The sequence below is a fragment of the Chryseobacterium sp. CP-77 genome (assembly GCF_036362765.1).
Classification (GTDB): Bacteria; Bacteroidota; Bacteroidia; order Flavobacteriales; family Weeksellaceae; genus Chryseobacterium; species Chryseobacterium cupriresistens.
This window is the reverse complement of record NZ_CP143637.1, coordinates 5,034,056-5,053,386: the sequence shown is the minus strand read 5'-3', so window position 1 is coordinate 5,053,386 and position 19,331 is coordinate 5,034,056. Positions and strand designations below refer to the sequence as shown.

21 protein-coding genes are annotated in these 19,331 nt (G+C 37.8%); 5 read left to right on the top strand and 16 right to left on the bottom strand.

Annotation, left to right across the window (positions count from 1 at the left end; genetic code table 11):
- Positions 1 to 88 precede the first annotated feature (88 nt).
- The 7 genes from V0410_RS22625 to V0410_RS22595 are packed head-to-tail and all read right to left on the bottom strand — an operon-like array spanning position 89 to position 7,709.
- Positions 89 to 1,117, bottom strand: a complete 1,029-nt coding sequence (locus V0410_RS22625) for a hemin-degrading factor (protein ID WP_330745731.1) — start codon at positions 1,115 to 1,117, stop codon at positions 89 to 91.
- A gap of 4 nt (positions 1,118 to 1,121) precedes the next feature.
- Complete coding sequence (locus V0410_RS22620) at positions 1,122 to 1,772, bottom strand: class I SAM-dependent methyltransferase (protein ID WP_330745730.1); 651 nt, start codon at positions 1,770 to 1,772, stop codon at positions 1,122 to 1,124.
- A 2-nt stretch (positions 1,773 to 1,774) separates the two neighbouring features.
- Positions 1,775 to 2,548 carry a heme ABC transporter ATP-binding protein gene (locus tag V0410_RS22615; protein WP_330745729.1) on the bottom strand — a complete coding sequence of 258 codons (774 nt, stop codon included), beginning with the start codon at positions 2,546 to 2,548 and terminating at the stop codon, positions 1,775 to 1,777.
- Positions 2,548 to 3,555, bottom strand: coding sequence for a FecCD family ABC transporter permease (locus tag V0410_RS22610; protein ID WP_442879163.1), 1,008 nt, complete (start codon positions 3,553 to 3,555; stop codon positions 2,548 to 2,550). Before V0410_RS22610 ends, V0410_RS22615 begins: the two co-directional genes overlap by 1 nt.
- 16 nt (positions 3,556 to 3,571) lie before the next feature.
- Complete coding sequence (locus tag V0410_RS22605) at positions 3,572 to 4,450, bottom strand: heme/hemin ABC transporter substrate-binding protein (protein ID WP_330745727.1); 879 nt, start codon at positions 4,448 to 4,450, stop codon at positions 3,572 to 3,574.
- Between the two features lie 21 nt (positions 4,451 to 4,471).
- On the bottom strand, positions 4,472 to 5,587 hold the full coding sequence (locus V0410_RS22600) for an HmuY family protein (protein ID WP_330745726.1): 1,116 nt from the start codon (positions 5,585 to 5,587) through the stop codon (positions 4,472 to 4,474).
- Between the two features lie 16 nt (positions 5,588 to 5,603).
- A complete protein-coding gene (locus V0410_RS22595) occupies positions 5,604 to 7,709 on the bottom strand; it encodes a TonB-dependent receptor plug domain-containing protein (protein WP_330745725.1) in 2,106 nt (701 codons plus the stop codon).
- 95 nt (positions 7,710 to 7,804) lie between these two features.
- Between V0410_RS22595 and V0410_RS22590 the strand changes: the two genes are divergently transcribed.
- Both V0410_RS22590 and V0410_RS22585 read left to right on the top strand, forming a co-directional pair.
- The gene (locus V0410_RS22590; protein WP_330745724.1) at positions 7,805 to 8,611 is read left to right on the top strand and encodes a T9SS-dependent choice-of-anchor J family protein; all 807 of its coding nucleotides are present in this window, start codon (positions 7,805 to 7,807) and stop codon (positions 8,609 to 8,611) included.
- Positions 8,612 to 8,806: 195 nt separating this feature from the next.
- Positions 8,807 to 10,099 carry a T9SS type A sorting domain-containing protein gene (locus tag V0410_RS22585; protein WP_330745723.1) on the top strand — a complete coding sequence of 431 codons (1,293 nt, stop codon included), beginning with the start codon at positions 8,807 to 8,809 and terminating at the stop codon, positions 10,097 to 10,099.
- Positions 10,100 to 10,236: 137 nt separating this feature from the next.
- On the opposite strand, the gene V0410_RS22580 is transcribed toward V0410_RS22585, so the two are convergent.
- The 4 genes from V0410_RS22580 to V0410_RS22565 form a co-directional block, all read right to left on the bottom strand.
- Positions 10,237 to 10,527, bottom strand: a complete 291-nt coding sequence (locus tag V0410_RS22580; protein WP_034696070.1) for a putative quinol monooxygenase — start codon at positions 10,525 to 10,527, stop codon at positions 10,237 to 10,239.
- Positions 10,528 to 10,615: 88 nt separating this feature from the next.
- Positions 10,616 to 11,503, bottom strand: a complete 888-nt coding sequence (locus tag V0410_RS22575; protein WP_330745722.1) for a sulfite exporter TauE/SafE family protein — start codon at positions 11,501 to 11,503, stop codon at positions 10,616 to 10,618.
- Position 11,504: 1 nt separating this feature from the next.
- The gene (locus tag V0410_RS22570; protein ID WP_330745721.1) at positions 11,505 to 11,696 is read right to left on the bottom strand and encodes a hypothetical protein; all 192 of its coding nucleotides are present in this window, start codon (positions 11,694 to 11,696) and stop codon (positions 11,505 to 11,507) included.
- An 88-nt stretch (positions 11,697 to 11,784) separates the two neighbouring features.
- Positions 11,785 to 12,192 carry an RrF2 family transcriptional regulator gene (locus V0410_RS22565; protein WP_202844131.1) on the bottom strand — a complete coding sequence of 136 codons (408 nt, stop codon included), beginning with the start codon at positions 12,190 to 12,192 and terminating at the stop codon, positions 11,785 to 11,787.
- Positions 12,193 to 12,344: 152 nt separating this feature from the next.
- Here V0410_RS22565 and V0410_RS22560 point away from each other — a divergent pair, with 152 nt between their 5' ends.
- The 3 genes from V0410_RS22560 (at position 12,345) to V0410_RS22550 (ending at position 14,380) form a co-directional block, all read left to right on the top strand.
- Positions 12,345 to 12,773: a DUF4268 domain-containing protein gene (locus V0410_RS22560; protein ID WP_330745720.1), complete on the top strand. Its 429-nt coding sequence runs from the start codon at positions 12,345 to 12,347 to the stop codon at positions 12,771 to 12,773.
- Between the two features lie 111 nt (positions 12,774 to 12,884).
- Positions 12,885 to 13,523, top strand: coding sequence for a hypothetical protein (locus V0410_RS22555; protein WP_330745719.1), 639 nt, complete (start codon positions 12,885 to 12,887; stop codon positions 13,521 to 13,523).
- A gap of 38 nt (positions 13,524 to 13,561) precedes the next feature.
- Positions 13,562 to 14,380, top strand: a complete 819-nt coding sequence (locus V0410_RS22550; RefSeq protein WP_330745718.1) for a DUF2314 domain-containing protein — start codon at positions 13,562 to 13,564, stop codon at positions 14,378 to 14,380.
- 85 nt (positions 14,381 to 14,465) lie between these two features.
- On the opposite strand, the gene gldG is transcribed toward V0410_RS22550, so the two are convergent.
- The 5 genes from gldG to kbl all read right to left on the bottom strand — a co-directional run bounded on the left by gldG (position 14,466) and on the right by kbl (position 19,319).
- Positions 14,466 to 16,136, bottom strand: coding sequence for a gliding motility-associated ABC transporter substrate-binding protein GldG (gldG, locus tag V0410_RS22545; protein WP_123278027.1), 1,671 nt, complete (start codon positions 16,134 to 16,136; stop codon positions 14,466 to 14,468).
- 4 nt (positions 16,137 to 16,140) lie between these two features.
- Positions 16,141 to 16,869, bottom strand: a complete 729-nt coding sequence (locus tag V0410_RS22540; RefSeq protein ID WP_330745717.1) for an ABC transporter permease — start codon at positions 16,867 to 16,869, stop codon at positions 16,141 to 16,143.
- Between the two features lie 59 nt (positions 16,870 to 16,928).
- A complete protein-coding gene (locus V0410_RS22535) occupies positions 16,929 to 17,480 on the bottom strand; it encodes a CopD family protein (RefSeq protein WP_047432297.1) in 552 nt (183 codons plus the stop codon).
- Between the two features lie 8 nt (positions 17,481 to 17,488).
- Positions 17,489 to 17,947, bottom strand: a complete 459-nt coding sequence (locus V0410_RS22530; protein WP_330745716.1) for a hypothetical protein — start codon at positions 17,945 to 17,947, stop codon at positions 17,489 to 17,491.
- A gap of 175 nt (positions 17,948 to 18,122) precedes the next feature.
- Entirely contained in the window at positions 18,123 to 19,319 is a 1,197-nt protein-coding gene (gene kbl / locus V0410_RS22525; protein ID WP_110009461.1) for a glycine C-acetyltransferase, read from the bottom strand.
- Positions 19,320 to 19,331: the final 12 nt, after the last annotated feature.

Sequence of the window (19,331 nt, the reverse complement as noted above, 5' to 3'; positions counted from 1 at the left end):
AATATTTCATCACCCGCAGATCGCATGCAATAAAAAAGACCGCTTTGAATTTTACAAACAAAACGGTCTCATTCAAATCATCTAATTATTATTTCTCTAAAGCTGCTACAAGGTCCTTCCACTCCTGAAGTTCAGGAATTCCAGGTTTTCTTTTTCCAAAGAACTGAACGATAAAGTCTCCTTCTTTGTTGAATACTTCGATAGCGGTTACTTCTCCGTCTTCAGTTGGTTTTTTCACGATCCATGCTTCAGCAATTTTCGTTACGTCAAGATGTAAGTTGAAATCAGGATCCATCACGTTGAACCACTGCTGGTGCCAAAGTGTTTTCTTTACATTTCCTGTGTGGATCTGGATAATGCCTCTGTTTCCAACGAAAACCATGATCGGAACGTTCTTTTCAGAAGCATCTTCAAGGATATTCACCACTTTCGCATTATCAATTTTCTTAGCAAATCCTTCCGGAGCCAATCTTAATGCCTGCGTTCTGCTTACACCATATTTTCTGGTCATCATGAAGAAATCATGGGTGTCTTTCAATTCTGTCCATGCTTTTTTAAAGCCTTCTACATCAATGTCTGAATCTGCTTTTTCAGCCTGTTTTGGAGCGATTGCTTCAAAAGCCAATGCCTGATTCTGATCTTCTGCTCTGAATTTTTCTACGATCGCATCGAAAGCAGCTTCATTACTGTCCTTCGTCAGATAAATCTTGTGAAGTGCCAAACCGTCTTTCCCGAAAAACTGAAGGCTTTTCTTCTCTCCTTCCAGTACTGCAAAAGCAAATTTCCAGTGGTTAAGGAAAATTCTGAGATCAATATCTTCACCCACAAAAAGCTGTGCATGAGGACTGCTGAAATCACCGTTCAGGTAAGTTCCTTTTCTTTCATGAACACATTCATCATTACGGGTAAGAGCCATTACTTTTCCTAATTGCCCAGCTTCTGTAAGGATTCCCTGGAAATCCGGGTTCAGGACCGTAACGCCTTCTCCAATGCTTGTTGCCAATAATTCTGCCTCACTTACTTCCAGCTGTGCTGCAGCGTTTCTTATTCTGATATGTGGATTTTCTGCTTTCAGAGCTTCCCATTTTTCCTTTAAATCATTAACTAATGTGCTCATTACTTTACTTTTTTATGGTTAAAATTGTATAAATTCTTCGTATGGTTTCGTTTCCTGTTTTACTTTTTATTTCTTCTTCTCTTTCAGAAGTTTTCATTCTTTTAAATTGGCTTTTGGAGACCAGCTCTTCCATTTCACTGTTGCTGTACAAAGTGAAATCATATTCCGTGAACGGCAGTTTTTCCATGAATTCTCTTTGTCCGAACGTAAGAACAAATGTTCCGTCATCTTTTAAAACCCTGTAGATTTCGTTTAAGAATTCCACGGGATTTTCCCAGAAGTACACGGTATTGACTGTAAATATTTTATCAAAAGTTTCATCTTTGAAAGGAAGTTTCTTCCCTTCGTATAAAACAAATTCCGTCTGGCTTTCAAATTCTTTATTGAGCCTTTTGGCTTCATTGTGCATGGTTTCGGAAATGTCAATCCCTGTGTATTTCAGGCTTTTGGCAAGGTTCATGATACTTTTCAGGTGTGCGGCATTCCCATGTCCTATTTCAAGGATTTGCTGGCCGTCATCAATCACAAGTGTTTTGATACTTTCTAACGTCATGCTGATGTTAGTGGCATTCATCATTTCACCAATCTCAATGCCTTTTTCACCCTGAGGGTTGGCAAGATTCTGTGCGAGGATTTTGAGTTCTTCTTTTTCCATGGTTATCCAAAAATGATCATTGGGTTATTGGTAATAGGGTGCCCGCAGATGGTACAGGGAAAATTATAGGCATTGCTGATATTTTCTTCAGTAAAAACTTCCTGTGGGGTTCCAAAGGCAGAGACTTGTCCTGATTTCATTAATAAAATCTTATCTGCAAACTGTGCAGCAAGGTTCAGATCATGCAAAACAACAATAGCACTGTTGGCTTTTTTGGTGAAATTTTTGATAATTTCCAATGCTTTGTACTGATGTTTTATATCTAAATTATTCAACGGTTCGTCCAGAAAAACCAGTTTATGGGCAATTTCATTTTCAAGCTGAGCCATTACTCTTGATAGATGTACACGCTGCTTTTCTCCTCCTGAAAGGGTGTTGTATTCTCTTTCTTTGAGATGAAAAATATCGGTTTCGTACATCATATTATTCATCGCCTCAAGATCTTCTTTTCCGGGCTGGGCATCAAAATACGGATACCTCCCCATCATGATCACATCCTTCACTTCAAGCGGAATATCATTGCTGTTATGCTGCGAGAACTTGGCTTTATGTTTTGAAAGTTCTTTGATATTCCATTCTTTAATAGGTTTATCTTTAAACAAAACTTTGTTATGTCCGGATTTCACTTCATCTGCCAACACGCTCAGCAGGCTTGACTTCCCTGCTCCATTCGGTCCCACAATGGCCAGAAATTCGCCATATTCCAGAGAGACATCTACCCCATCCAGAATCCTGAATTCTTTATGTTTATAATTTATCTGGTGTGCCTTGATCATTACAGTGATTTTTTAAATTTAACCAAAATAGCGATAAAAATAGGTCCTCCCATTAAGGCTGTTAAAATTCCTATCGGCAGTTCTGACGGTGCCACAATACTTCTGCTGAAGGTATCTGCCGTTAATAACAAAATGCTTCCGCACATTGCCGATAATGGCAAAATAAAAACATAATTGGATTTAAATAAAAGCCTTAGAATATAAGGTACAATAAGCCCTACAAAGCCAATGGTTCCTGAAAATGCCACACACGTTCCCACCATTAATGCCACGGTGATGATGATCTGTTTTTTCAGTCTTTCCACATTGATTCCCAGATGCTGTGCATCTTTTTCTCCCAGCATCATTGCATTCAATGCTTTTCCTTTGGGTAATAAAATGATGTAGGCGATGGTGATCACAATGGCGAGAATGATATTTTTCGTCCATGTGGCTGCGGCCAGGCTTCCCAGGTTCCAGAAAGTAAGATCTCTGAGCTGTTCATCTTTTGAGATATAGATCAAAAATCCGGTTATCGAAAACCCGATAGCCGTTATCGCAACTCCGGTAAGCAGCATCATGACTACATTGGTTTTCCCTCCGCTTGTTGAAATTCTGTAGACCAGCATCATGGATAAAAAAGAACCGATAAAAGCGGCGATTCCTACCAGTGAAAATTGTACAGCTTCAGGAAGATATTCTTTGAAATGTCCTCCTAAAACAATCGCAATGGCTGCCAGCAATGTTGCTCCTGATGTAAGTCCTATTAAATCTCCGGTTGCCAGAGGATTCTTGAAAAGTCCCTGAAGGCTCGTCCCGGAAACCGACAACATACTTCCTACTAAAATGGCCATGATAATCCTGGCTGCCCTTACGTCCCAGATCACATATTTATCACTGAGTGACAAACCGGAATCTCCTTTTATCAATTGCCACAGAGCCCTGAACGGAGAATTTTCTCCGAAATCATAAACTCCTGTATTAAGTGACAGTACTGCTATAATGGCAAGCAGTACCGCACTTATCATTAGATAAAAGTATAATTTACTTGGTGCTTTCAATTAAAAGTTTGTTTAATCCTACTGCTGCTTCTCCTACTCTTGGTCCAAAACCTGATACCAAACCTCCGTCCATTGCAATGATTTTCTTGTTTTTACCTGCATTGGTCTGAGATACTCCCGGCATTTTTAACGCGCCTTCGTTTCCTCCTGCTCCCTGTAAACCGGTTTCGAAGAAAAATAGTACATCAGGATTAGCTTTTACAACGGCTTCCGGAGTCAATGGTTTGAAATCTTCAAAATCAGTTACTGCATTTTCTCCTCCTGCAAGATTGATCAATGACGCCATTGGGGTATTTTTACCACTCACCATCAGCATATTTCCTCTTGCGTAGATGAACAATACCTTGGGCTTTTTAGCAATAGGCTGTACTTGCTTTAAGTCAGCATCAATTTTATCATTTAATTTCTGATAATCTGTATTTCCGATCGCTTTTGCTACCTGCTCGATCAGTTTTTTAGTTCCTTCAACCGTATATTCCTGTTTAAAAACTTCGGTTTGAATCCCTGAAGATTTAATTTTCCCCATTAGTTCCGGATTGATATCTTTATCAGAAGCCAGAATCAAAGTAGGGTTTACAGCCATGATCGGTTCAATTGTCATTGATCTCATGTGGCCTAAATCTTTCGCTGTAGCTTTTAATGAGGCAGGATAGGTGCTGGTAACATCAGTTCCCACGATTTCTTTTTCGTGGCCTAAAGCAGCTACGATTTCAGTAATTCCTCCATTTAATGTTACTATTTTATTGTTGGTTTTGGGTGCTTCTGAACTGGCTTCTGTTGTATTTTCTTTTGCTCCTGTCTCTGCTTTTTTGCAAGAATATACTGCTACAAGAACAGAAGCTGCAAGGATGAATTTTTTCATGATCTACTATTATTTGATTATTTATAAAGGTTCGAATTCAAAATTGGTGTACCCTCTTTCTCCTTTTGTATTTTTCATGGTATTGAATCTCAGCTTGAAATAAAAACCTTCAGCATCTTTCAATACAAAGAAACGGTCTGCATATACAAAAGGAACAGGATTGGATGCCGTACCGGTAGTGGTTCTCCATTTATCCCCAATAGCCCTCTGGTCATTGAAAACAAATTTTGAAGGCTCTACATCTTTCAGTTTAAATGCACTGTAAGCAGCATCAAGACTTCCCGTAACTGTTACCTGGTAAGCACCTACTCCATTCAAAGTATTGGTTGTTACAAAATCTGCATAAAAATAGCTTCCTGCACTGGTTGTAGGTCCCATAAACACTTCATTGGTAAATGTTGTGAATGCCAGATCCCATTTCTTTTTCTTTGGCTGAATCTTTACCGGGGTTCCTGTTTTCAGATTGAAGAATGAGAAGCTATATTCTGTATCTTTTGTAATGATATATTCTTTGATGTCTGCTTCTGCTGCGTTCACGTCAGCATAACGGATTTTGTACCCATTCTGAGCTCTCAGGATCTGAATTTTTTTCCATCCTCTCGGATCACCGGACAATGAAACTGAACCTGCCCCGATATTGGCAGCAGAAGGTATCTCTCTCCCAAGATTGATCAGATACACTGGGTTATCCGCATCATTTTCTTTGATGGCATCAATTCCTGAAGTCTGATTTAAGAAGTCACCATTAGGATTGTCAACATACTTCATGTTGGCAGCATCAAATGTTCCTACCTGGGCAATATCTTTTAAACTTGAAATATCAGCTTCCTTTACTTTACTGATGTCTGATGCGTTGGGTATTTTGATCACCGTCATGGCAAGAGATCCGTTCATGATCACTCTGTAGGCATCGCCGCTGTAAAAACCAAGATCCCAGTCTGTTCTGCTGTTGACCGCAGGATTGGTATAGTCACTTAAATCGATCCAAACCTGATTAGGTTCTGTAGGACCGCCAATTGGCACACTTACTTCAGATCCCGTCATAGGCGGAACCGGAACCGGATCTTCGTCTGCAGAAAGACAAGACTGTGTGGCTGCCATGATGGAAAGAAGAGATACTATTTTTAAATACTTCATAATCGTAACGTATTATTTAAAATTGAAACATTAATCGGGCAAAATAGCTTCTGCCATAATATAAATTAACAAACCCGTTCGCAGCGGTATGGGCTGAACCGGCCACTGCCGTAGAGTTTAATCTTGTGACATCAAATATATTTTTCACTCCTGCAGAAATTTCAAAATGTTTCTTCCAGAAAGGCTGGCTCACAATAAAATCCATCATATGGAAACTATCTATTTTTCCAAGACGGAAGTCATTAGCTCCATCGGATACATAAATTCTGTCCGGACCTGTGAATTTGTAGTAAAGGGCAAAATTGGTGTCGGTACTTTTCAGTTTGTAAGTTGCTGAAGCGCCTGCCTGTACCAGATACTGAAAGTCTGTTGGGGAAGAAGATTTCAAATCAATCATCGATACGGAAGTTCCGTTTACTGATCCTCTTAAAGACAGGGCAAACTGATCTTTTCTGAAATCTACATTAGCGGAGAATAGTAGATTTTTATAGGTATTAAGGTTCATATATTTGTAGGTGGACGGCTCTTTAATCATCACCATTTCAATTCTGTCACGTACATCAAGGTATAATGCGTCTACTCCATAAGCGATCTTCCAGCCATTATCTGCTGAAAAGTTCTGATTCCAGAAAAGTCCAGCAGAGAATCCTTTTTCAGGATTTAAGTCCGGATTTCCCTGTACATCATGATTAAGATTCACAAAATAGGTGTACAACTCGTCATATTTTGGGAAGCGGTTAGCCGATCCCACAACTGCTCTAAGGTTTGAATTCTCAGAGGTTTTATATCTTGCTGATAAAGAATAGTTGTACTGATTATTAAAGTTTTCGCTAAGAGAAAGTCTTACTCCCGGTCTTAAAGAGAATTTGTCTGACACATTCCATTCTGCAGAAAGGAAATTGGAATAGGTGAAGATCTTTCTTTTTACCGCTTCACCAAAGAAATCTCCGGCAATCAAAGCGGCATAGCCATTGGTATAGTCTAATTCATACCCTAACTGGAAATCAAAAACCTTGCTGTCGAGGAAGTTGCTGAACATTCCTCTGGAGTAGATGACATCGGTCTTATAATAAGATTTTTCTTCTTGACGGCTTTTGATTTGTCTGTTCGGGATATCGTAATTATAGTCGTAGTATTTCCTATCCTGGTTCTGATACGAGAAGTCTCCCATGTATCGGATATGTCCCAGATTAGTCTGAATATTGAACTGGTGAATCCATCGGTCGGTGTTATATCTTCTGTCTCTGCTTTCATACGAAACACCGCCCAATCCATCATTAAGAGGATTTCTGTTTACTTCCGGATTATAGAAATTGAATTTTTCGTCAAGATAAGACAACTTGTAAAAGAATGTCGTTTTATTTTTGGTATATCTTAATAGAGCAGAAGCATCATACTGATCTTTCGGGTTCCATTCATACCCTCTCTGGTTATCCTGTCCGAAATATTTGTAGCCTTTGCTTTCCCCTTCATATCCCATAAACTGGTTATGGTTGAAATTGATGCTGGCAAACCATTCATTGCTGATATTATAATCTACATTAAGGTTCTGAATATGCCTTCCGTTTCCTCTTTTTTTAAGATCATAGTTGTCCCTTACTGTTTCTTCCTGTATCGAACCTCTAACACTGATCTTTTTTGTACTGGTTTTCTTTGTAATAATGTTGATGACCCCGGCAACAGCTCCATTTCCATATTCAACTCCCATACTTCCTTTTACAATTTCTATTCTTTCGATATTACTTAAGGTAATTTTGGTAAGGTCAATATTACTTCCCAGCCCTGTATCCCCTACTACCGGAATATTGTCTATAAGGATCTTTACATAATCACCATTAAGCCCCATGATATTGGCGGTGGAATTTCCTGAACGGGTATCCGGAGTGATCTGTATGTTAAGACTTTGATTCAAAACCTCGGCAACATTCGTTGCTGCCATATTTTTGATCTGTTCTGCATCAATAACATCAACCTTATATATCGATTTGTTAATGGACTGCTGCATGTACTGTCCTGTAATAACAACTTCTTCAATTTTCTTTTGATTAAGAGAATCCTTTTCTTGTGCATTTACCCATAAGGCCAAGGATAATGATAGAACGGAAAGCACTTTCTTCTTCATAAGGGTACAAATTTTCAGCAAATATAAAACTTTATTTAGACTCATTAAAAATAATTATATATTTTTGTGGAATAATTCTAAATAAAAATAATCTCATGAAATTACAATTACTTTTAGGAGCTCTGATGTTTACAGCCTTAACGGCGAATGCTCAGGTGTCTAACATCAATGAAAATTTCAACAATTTTACCGCTGGGAACACAACTTTCCCTCAGTTTGGATGGTCCGCCATCGTTGCACCAATAACCGGTGAGTTTCCTCCTGTACCTCCAAGAATGATTGTAGCAGGAGATTCCAACAGATTCGTTCAGTCGTATGCAGGAAACAATGCAACAGGTTCTTCTTATCTGATTACGCCACAGATTGAAACTCCAACAGGAAATAAAACTTTGACCTTTGATACTACCCTGGTATCTCCATCTCCAGGTCCGGGAAGCATTCAGATAGGAGTAGCATCCAACCCTGCAGATATGTCAACATTCGTTCCTGTAGGAAGCCCTATTAATGTAGCCACTATCGGAACCGTGCAGAATATCAGTGTTAATATTCCGGCATCCACAGGCTCATACATTGTATTTAAGTTCACGCCTACTGCTACTCACGTAGCAATCCAGGTGGATAATGTAGTGTATAACACGACCGCTTCTTTAGGCGTATCAGACAACCATAAATCGACAGAAAATTTCAGATTTGCCTTAAATTCTGATCAGTCTGCAATAGAATTCATTGTCAAAAAAGATCCTAAAAACATTCAGATCTATTCTGCAGCAGGACAAAAAGCAGCGGAAGGGAAACTGAACGGACAAAGATTTGATATCAGCACGCTTCAGACAGGAGTATATTATATGAATATTGAGACTGCAGAAGGCAGATTGATCCAATCAAAATTCATTAAAAAATAAGGTTTATTAGACTATTATTTGCCTTTTTTAAAGCCGACAGGAGTGATCCTGCCGGCTTTTCTATGTCCGATTTTCTCTGTTTATCATAAGGATTAAAATAAAAACACGATAAAAATCATGTTTTTATTTAGACTTATTAAAAATAATTATATACTTTTGTGGAATCATTCTAAATAAGGATTTAAAAAATAAATTATGAAAACAAAACTATTATTGGCATCGGTACTGGCATTGTCTGTTCAGCAGACTGTTTTGGCGCAGACTGACGCGTTGGGATATTCACAGGTAAATATGACCATGGGAAGCGGATACCAAAACCGCGTGTTTGTAAACCTTGCAGATGGTAATATGGTTTCTCAGCCAGCCAATACGTGGGATATTGCTTTTTATAGGAACTCAAACTATGCATTCGGATCCAGAGTCAATGATGCTAAAGATATTGAAGTATTCACTGCATCAACCAACTTAGCAGACTGGGATAACATCAGCATCAGCAATGAAGCTTCATGGGGAGATCCTCTTTACAATCCGGACCAGACCACTGACTGGAGCCAGGGAGCTTTTGAACAGGGACCAGTAACCTCTCCAAACCCCAATATTCCTTCAACCGGATGGGGCGTTTATAACCCGGTGAACCACCACATTCAGGGGAAAGCTATTTTTGTTTTAAAATATGCTTCAGGAACTTATATCAAGTTTGCCATTGAAGATGCTTTTGCAGGATATACCTTCAAGTATTCAAAATGGAACGGGACTTCATGGGGAGCTACGGAAACAAGAACGATCGCCAACGGGACGGATGATTCATATTTCAACTATTTCTCATTTGATACCGGAGAAAAAGTTCCCAATCTTGAGCCTTCCAGAACGGCATGGGATTTCGTATTCACCAAATATTACACGTTCTATATGGGTGTGCAGATGTACCCGCTTTCCGGAGCCATTCAAAGTCCGAACGTAAAAGTGGCAATGGTTCAGCCTGAAACGCAGCAAACCGCAGCATATGCTATTCCTGCCAATGCAAGTTTCTCATCTGCTATCACTACGGTAGGACACTCTTGGAAAGGGATCGGGACGGTGAAAAATGATGTGGTCTACTACGTCAAAAAAGGAAATGATTACTACAGAATGTACTTCACAACCAATGGTGGTGCCAGTACAGGAAATATGTATTTCAAATACAAAAAGATCACGGAAACGTTAGGGATAACTGAAGTTGGAAAAAAAGCATCATTCGGTATTTATCCTAATCCAACTACGGCGGATAAAAAAGTAACGGTTCTTTTTGATGTTAAAGAAAAAACAGGTAATAAGGGAAATGTAGAGGTCTATGACCAGACCGGGAAAAAGGTCTATTCAGCTGAACTTACGAACCAGGCTGGTTTTTATAAGCAGGATTTGAATCTTTCTACCCTTACTTCAGGAAATTACCTTGTAAAAATTACTTACGGTGGCCATTCGGAGACGAAAAAGCTTATCGTAAAATAAACTTTCTATTTTAATACTTTCTATTTTTTCTAATAAAAAGGCGGTTTCAGATTGTTGAAACCGCCTTTTATTTTCTATTGATATAAGATTCTTCTTTAAATCATTAAATTTTTAAATCTTTAAATCCTTCAATACCATTAATATATTTTAAACCCTTTATAAACCTCTACAGAACTTTCCATAATTTTGGAAGCATCCTTACGGAAATCCAAAAGGTGATCCTGACCGTTATGCCTGTTATGATGTTCTACACTTTCCCAAAGCTCGATCAGGAAGAAAGTTCCTTTATTATCTTTATCCTCAATAAGATCGTACTGCAGACAGCCTTCTTCTTTTCTTGTTTCTTTCACAAGGTTCTGAAACAGCTCTACAGCGTCCATCAGATAATTTTCATTAAACTTAAAAAGTGCAATGATATGTAAATTCATGTTCTAATATTTAGTGATGTAAAAGTAAAATATTTTCAAAACCGAAAACCTTTTTAACCCTTTTATTTTTCCACATCCAACATAATTTTTAATTAAAAACTGATTTATAAATAGTTATAGAACTCATCACAATCACCAGGGTTCCGATAATCACAAACATTTTCTTCACAGGAAGCCTGGCAGTAAGCATGGCTGAAAAAGGAGCGGTAATAATTCCACCGATTAAAAGCCCTAAAATAATATTCCAGTGCTGGATTCCCAGGGTAAAGAAAAAGGTAACGGCAGCCGTTATGGTAAGAATAAATTTGGCCACTGTAGAACTTCCTACAGCAAATCTTGGGGTGAATGCATTTTTAATGAGTGTTCCGGTAACCAAAGGCCCCCAGCCTCCTCCGGCAAAGGAATCTATAAAGCCTCCTATCACGCCAAGTCTGGTTAGATTGGTTTTTCTTTTCAATGCTTTGCTTTGTTTTTCTTTAAAAGCATTCGAAAGAATCTGGAATCCAAGGTATAAAGTATAAAAAGCAATGAGTGTTTTGGTGATTTTCGCATAATATTCTCCAAGATAAGTAAGACTGACAGCTCCGATAATTGCTCCTATCACAGCCGGAATGGCGAGCTTTTTCACCAGACTTTTGCTTACATTTTTCAGTTTAATGTGGCTGAGACTTCCCGCAGCAGTAGTAAAACTTTCTGCAGAATGAATACTCGCACTTACAATATGCGGCGGAATATTGAGGAGCATCAGTGTTGTGGTACAAATAACTCCATATCCCATTCCCATGGAACCTGCCACAATTTCTGCAAAAACACCTACCAGAAGCATCCAGTAAAAAATGTAATTGTCTTTGGCCAGAATGGTCTGCAGTTCTTCCAGATATCCCAGTTCGTACATGGAAAAAACAGCAATGGATATAATAGCAGCTGTTACCAAAAGGACATTCAACCTTACCTGAATTTTTCTTGAAATCACCATATTAAAAAATCGTTTTGGTCTGTATTTCCTGATTATCCGTCACATTGAAAATAAGGATATTTAACGATCGTATATTTTCTGCACTTCTGTACAAGGAAATATTTTCAGGTATACTATATGCAGCATCAGAATGCACTGCAGTAATAGAGCGGGTAAGCTTTTGTAATTGGTTTGATTCTTCTTTTGAAATCATAGTTTATTCATTTGAAGTAGTGCAAATATCTGATAAAATATTTATCCTACAAAAAAAGTAGACTATTAATTCAAAAAAAAGGACCGGGTTAATCTACCAGATCCATTAAAGTTTTACTTTCCAGAATATTCAGAGAAGCATCGCGAACTTCTATCAGGACATCATGAAGCCCGCAGTGATCTTCATTGCAGTCATCACATTTTTCATAAAAATTGAGACTTACGCAGGGAAGCATCGCAATAGGACCGTTTACAAGACGAATGATCTTTGCCAGTTTCACATTTTCCGGATTTTCTTTGAAAAAGTATCCTCCACCCTTTCCTTTTTTACTGTCGAGGATTTCCGCTTTTTTCAGTTCAAGAAGGATATTTTCCAAAAACTTTAAAGGAATTTTTTTATGTTCCGCAATTTCAGAAATAAGAATCGGGCCGTCATTTCTTTTTTCTACAAGATATGACAGCGCCTTAAAAGCATATTGAGATTTTTTTGAAAGCATTAAAGCAAAAATACGAAAATTGTTTAATATTTGAAAAAGACCTGAAAAGCAGGAATAACAAACGAAAAAAATGCCGGTGTATCTATCCGTAATTTTACGGTTTTAGGTACCACACTTTTGCCTTTCTCCTATTAAATCATTATGTTTGCCATATGTTCAGTAAACAAGAAGCACAGCAATTAAAAAAAGAATTTTGGACAGCTTTCGGAAGATCATTTCCCAGAAAATGGATTCTTTATGATACCAAAATCAAGGACATGGCATTTAAGTTTTCTGCCGACAATAAAAAAGCAGAAGTTTCTCTGGATATCGAAATGAAAGATGAAATTTTCCGGAATGCCTACTATGAGAAGATCTGGTCTTTGGAGGATATATTAAAAGATTTCATCGGAGATTTTCAGAAGGAAGAATATTTCACTCTTGAAAATGGTAAGATCATCAGCAGGATATGGGTTGAAAAACATAATGTTTCTGTTTTTAATAAAAATACCTGGCAAGAAATTTTTGAATTTTTTGTGGAAAAAATGGACGGTTTCGAAAGGTTTTACTACGAATATGAGGATTTTATAAAGGATATATAGAATACTTACGAAATAAATACCACTTTATACTTCAGGTTGAGATAAAAAAAGAAAACTTATCTTTGCACTACCACTTAAACTAATAGATGAAACAAACTAACATGATTAAAAATGAGAAAAGTGTACAAAAACATTTTTGGAGAAATCATCTCTAAAAGTAAAGCTGTGAAGCTAAGCGAATATCATCTGTATTATTATGAAGAAGGCTCTGATTTCCTGAAAGAAATTGAATTCATCAATGAAGACAGTGTTTACAACATCAATTATTTTCTAAGTGACGAGGAAGACGAGGCGAAGGTAGTGGATTATCTTAAAGAGAAATCTGACTTTTTTGATATCGAAAGAAAAGAAACTGCCGACGGCTATATTATTTCTACCAATACATTATATTCTTTATCCGTAGATGATCTGCCCCTTATTTCCAAAACTGTTTTCAAAACGGACGATCCTGAAAACTTTATCTGCTCACAGGTCATCGATAACGAAACCCATCAACCACACCTTGAAAGAACCATAAAATGCTGGTATACGAATGACGAAAACGGTGAAAAATATGCTGCCATAGAATGCAGCTATCAGGAAGACGGAAAACTGGAACTGGCTGTAGATAAAACACCCGACCCGGACAATGAAGAAAACTGGATCCATTATGATTATGATACTTTCGAAGATCTTCAGGCACAAATCCCTACTGACATCAGCTATTACAAAACAGCAGCCTTACTTCCCAAACAAGCCTATCAGCAATAATCTTATATTCTTTAACACACCACATCCCCAATTATTAAATGGAAGAGAACCCAATTTTTTTTGCAGACGGAAATGACCCGCAAATGATTGAAGCTTACAGAAAAGCTCAGGAAACCTTTAAGTATTTCTGGCGCGAACAGTCCTGGGAATACAGAAGAATCATTCCCGGACTTAATGTATCATGCGTTAAAACGGCTTTTGAAGAACAGGATAAAGAAACCGGAGAAAGCCTGGTAGAACATATGTGGATTAATGAAATATTCTTTGACGGAGATCACGTGAGAGGATATTTGATTAATGAACCCAACAGCCTTAAAAACGTGCAGGTGGGTGATTATGTGGAAATCCCTTTACAAAATATCAGTGACTGGCTTTTTGCCATCACTCCGACTGTACAGAAACCAAAGGGACTTTCCAAGCTATTTTCATCCTCATCTTCTCCACTTCCGAAAGCTTACGGAGGGTTTACCATCCAGAAAATGCGTGCTGACATGTCTGATGCAGAAAGAAGGGAACACGATAATGCATGGCAGCTGGATTTCGGAGACTTTAATGATATCCTAGTGGTCAATAACCAGAAAGAAAATCCGGAAAATCTTATTGAACATCCGATGAGTAAAAATATGAAGGAGGAATTTGTAAAGTTTTTACAACAATATCCGGATGAACTTACCCAAACCGATGAAGACGGGCTGACACTTCTTCACAAAGAAACCATTGCAGGGAATTTAACCACAGTACAGGTTGCTCTGGAAGCTGGAGCAGATAAAAATATCCGGTCTAAAAAAGGGAAGACAGCATTAGATTATGCAAAACAACTGAAATGGGAACATCTTATTCCTGTATTGGAAGGATAAATTATTAATTAAAATGGTTACAACTCAATAATAAAGTTGCCAAAATAAAAATTCCGGAAGAACATCTTCCGGAATTTTTTATATTTTATCCAAATTTCTTTTTCCTTAACCAGAAGAACAGTCCTCCGATAAGGCCGATAATGGCCAATGGAAGCAGTAAATTGATCCATTGCCAGGTCGATTTCTCTTCCGTAATTCTTTGTCTGTCGAGAAGTCTTTCTTCAATGTTTCTGTTTCTCAGTTCCATCAGGTTGCTGTCATCCAGCAGATAATCCAATGCATTTCTCAGGAACTGTTCGTTTCCAAACTGTTCGTTCGTCAGCAGATCTACCCCTAAAGGAAGCGGTTTCCCTTTGATCACTTTGTTTCTTCCCACATCTCCGTCTGCAATAACAATCATTTTGTTTTCCGGGCTGGATGTTTTGAATCCAGGGTAAGATTTTCTCTCAATTCTTGATGCATATGCAGAATTGAACTTTCCTTCCAAGGCTACAGCGAAGATCTTCGGTGTACTTGGCTTTTCCATTTGTCCAAGACTGTCTACACTTGCAATTTCTTTCAGATCCACATAGTTCGGAACCTGTTTCAATAATGTTCTTTCACTGGATTCGAAAAGGACTTTTGTTTTGATATTCTTTCTACCTCCTAATGTGTCGATAGAAGTCGGGAATTCAAATTTTACAGGGTTGATATTCTTGGTGACCGGATTATTATTTTCGGCAATTCCAAGCGGATAATAAGGCCAGGGTAAGCTTGTGTACTGAGGGTTTCCACTCACTTCTCCTGTAACCAGCCTTAACAGGGCAAACTTTTTAACGTCTTTTACCAACGCCGGATTGATTCTCAGCCCGTAATTGAAAAAGAAGTCTGTCATATTGATATCGACAGGGAAAGGCATTACTTTTTTGGATCTTGTTAACGTATCCATTTCAGCATTTACTGCATCAATCATCCAAAGGGTTTTCCCTCCGTTCATGATGTATTGGTCCAGAATTACTTTTTCATTATCGGTAAAAGCTTTTCTTGGTTTCGCAATCACCAGGGCACTCATCTGCTTTAATAAAGGAACATCTTCCAGTGAAAGTTCAGTCTGATTTTTAGGAATGATAGGTCCGGCATCATAGTTTTCCATGGCCAGCTGTACAAATCCCTGGAATTCATCCGGGTTCAGCTCATCATGGTTGACCAGGATTCCGACCTTCTTTCTCTTTGCGGCTGCAATGTTTTTAATGTTGGAAACAAGATTGTACTCCAGTCCTTCAATCGATCTTGTCAGCTGCTGATCGGCATCAATTCCGGCCTGCTGAACCACTAAAGGAATAGAAACCCCGTCATTTCCATATTTAATCACAGCGTAAGGGAAAAGGGTAATCTGTGAGATTTTCCCGTCTTTCACATCCGGAAGAATAGACGGCTGCATTCCCATGGCCATCAAAGTATCCTGAGACATTTTTGTTTTAATCGGATCGATAAATTTAAAATCAATCTTCGGATTAATTTTTCTGAATTCTTCCAGCATGAATTTCGTTTCGCTTTGCAGCTGTTTGAAACTTGCCGGAAAGTCGCCTTCCAGATATACTTCAACCGTCAGAGGCTTTTTAACAGACTCCAGTACTTTGATGGTGTTATCAGAAAGGGTATATCTTTTTTCTTTTGTTAAGTCTAATCTGATTCCCGAATAGGTCAGGATAATAACCAAAGGAACAATTGCAATTAAGAAAATTCCCAGTGGAGATTTGGCATTGAACTTCTTCATACTTCTACTTCTTTTTGTTAATAAAATGATTAGCAAATACTAATGAAGCGCCGATGACAAGAACAAAATACGCCACATCTTTAGCATCAATAAGTCCTCTTGTGAAGCCTAAGAAATGCTGATAGAAGCCAATATTCTGAAGGATAAAATCTGCACCTCCCAATAGTTTATAACTTGCCAGCTGTTCGATCCCAAAATACATGATGAAACACATAAAAACACCCAGCAGATAAGCCATAATCTGATTCTGAGATAGAGAGGAAGCAAGAATTCCAACTGCTGAAAATGCTGCAATTAAGATTATCAGTCCGATATAACTTCCGAAAGTCATTCCCAGGTCAATATTTCCTGCAGGAACTCCCAGAACATATACGGTGTACAGATAAATTAATGATGGAATAAGACATAAAATTCCTACAATCCATACGGAAAGGAATTTACCTGTTACCAGTTCTGAAACTTTTAACGGCTGTGAAAAAAGCCAGTTTAATGTTCCGGTTTGCTGTTCTTCCGCAAAAGTTTTCATGGAAAGTGCCGGGATGATAAACATCAACAGCCATGGAACCAATACGAAATAGCTCTGCAATGAGGCCATTCCAATCTCAAAAATATTAGAATCGTTGTCGAAAAAGAACAGAAAAAGAGTCGCTATCAAACTGAAAGCGGCAATAATCACCCATGCGCTCCAGTTTCCAAAGTAACTCCAAAGTTCTTTCTTTAAAATTGCAATCATAGTTTTTTTATAAGATGTAGAAAGGATGAATATATTCGGACATGCGCCCTACTCTACAATTATTTGTTTTTTTTATTTTTATTAACCAGTTTCACTGTCATCATAATCAGAAATACAAGAACGAAAAATCCTGCAATTAATTGCCACCAGTATTCAATCACCATTGATTTTAATATAACGGTAAATACGACCAGAAACAGAATGAACGTTGCAATCTCATTCGCCTGTCTCAGTTTGATATTGGCAATCGGCAGTGTATCTCCATGTAATTCTTTTAAATGAAGGACTTTTTTCCAGCACCAGTAATGGTAAATGGCAAGTCCGATAAGAAAGGTCAGTTTCAAATGAAACCACGGCATTTTCATCAGCCCGGTATTTAAAAAGATCATGACCAATCCGCAAACGGCCATGATTACCCCCGCAGGAACCGTAATAATATTCCACAGCCTTCTGGCCATAAAAGTGTACTGCTCTCTCAGAATTTTCTTTTTTTCTTCCGGAAATTCATCGGTATCCTTATAGTAAACGAAAATCCTCACGAGATAGAAGATTCCCGCAAAGTAGCTTACCATAAAAATAATGTGCAGCGCTTTGATTATTGTGTAAAGCATTTTTAATTCTATTTTTTAACAGGAACAATCTTACTAAAAGTATCTAGTTTTTTCAAATATTCAAAAAAATTATCTTTTGCGTTATTAATCTGAACATGTTCAAATAAAACAATTAAAATAGAAATAAAGATCAAAGCAATCCATAAATAATTTTCCTGCTGAAAAAGTACGATAGCAAACATCAACATAACTATTATTCCTAAAATATTTCCAAAAATGGAAAGAACGCCATTGTATACGGTTAATTCAATAGTTTCCGGTTTATCTTCTTTTGCAACAAACTTTCCCTTAAAATAAGGAGACATTTTATGATAATTAAACTTAATATCAAAACTATTCTCAGATACCCTTCCTACGAAAAATTTGTTCCAATCAAAGAACTTTTTAGATAAATTTTTATCTATATCATTTAAAATTTCCTCTTTTGGTTTTGAAAATTCAACTATATACTTGGATTTAAAAAACATTTCATTGAAAATTATGCGCAAAGATAAGCTTATTATATAATTGTTAAAAATAAATTTATTTTGATTATAAAATCTCAATCAAAAACAGATTTATATAAAAAAATAGTTCGGCTCGGGGCAGCAAAGCTGCCCCGAGCCGAACATTATATTTTCATTGCTGTACCCCATTTAATAATTAAGAGATCACTCCTAATTCTTTTCCAACTTTTTCAAAAGCAGCAATCGCTTTATCCAGATGTTCTTTAGTGTGGGCAGCAGATAACTGTACTCTGATTCTTGCTTTTCCTTTCGGTACTACAGGATAGAAGAATCCGATGACGTAGATGCCTTCATCCATAAGCTTTTCTGCCATTTTCTGAGAAAGCGGTGCATCGTAAAGCATTACCGGAACGATAGCAGCATCTCCATCAGGAATATCAAAGCCTTTCGCTTTCATTTCTGTTCTGAAATATTCTGCATTTTCCATTACTTTATCACGAAGAGAGGTATCATCTGAAATCATATCCAAGACTCTTAATGCAGCCCCTACGATTCCAGGTGCCAGAGAGTTGGAGAATAAATAAGGTCTTGAACGCTGTCTCAGCATATCAATGATTTCTTTTTTACCGGAAGTAAATCCTCCCAAAGCACCACCTAAGGCTTTTCCTAAAGTAGAAGTAATGATATCTACTCTACCCATTACTTCATTCGCTTCGTGAGTTCCACGGCCTGTTTTTCCAATGAAACCTGTTGCGTGAGAATCATCTACCATTACCAAAGCATCATATTTATCGGCAAGATCACAAACTCCTTTTAAATCTGCAACAATACCGTCCATTGAGAATACTCCGTCTGTAACGATGATTTTAAAACGGTGGTTCTTTTCAGAAGCTGCAATCAGCTGAGCTTCCAGATCCTCCATATTATTATTTTTATATCTGTATCTCGCTGCTTTACACAAACGAACACCATCAATGATTGATGCGTGGTTCAGTTCATCTGAAATAATAGCATCTTCTTCTGTAAACAGGGGTTCAAAAACACCTCCGTTGGCATCAAATGCTGCTGCGTAAAGGATGGTATCTTCAAGACCTAAGAAATCAGCAATTTTTTTCTCCAAATCTTTGTGAATATCCTGTGTTCCACAGATAAAACGTACAGAAGACATTCCGTATCCGTGAGATTGGATCATATCCTGCGAAGCTTTCATCACTTCCGGATGGTTGGATAATCCCAGATAATTATTGGCACAGAAGTTCAAAAGCTTTTTTCCGTTCGCTTCTATTTCTGCACTCTGCTGAGAGGTGATGATTCTTTCTCTTTTGTAAAGTCCGTCATTCTCAATATTCTGAAGTTCGTTCTGTAAATGTTGAAGGTATTTTTCAGAGATCATTTTTAGTAATTT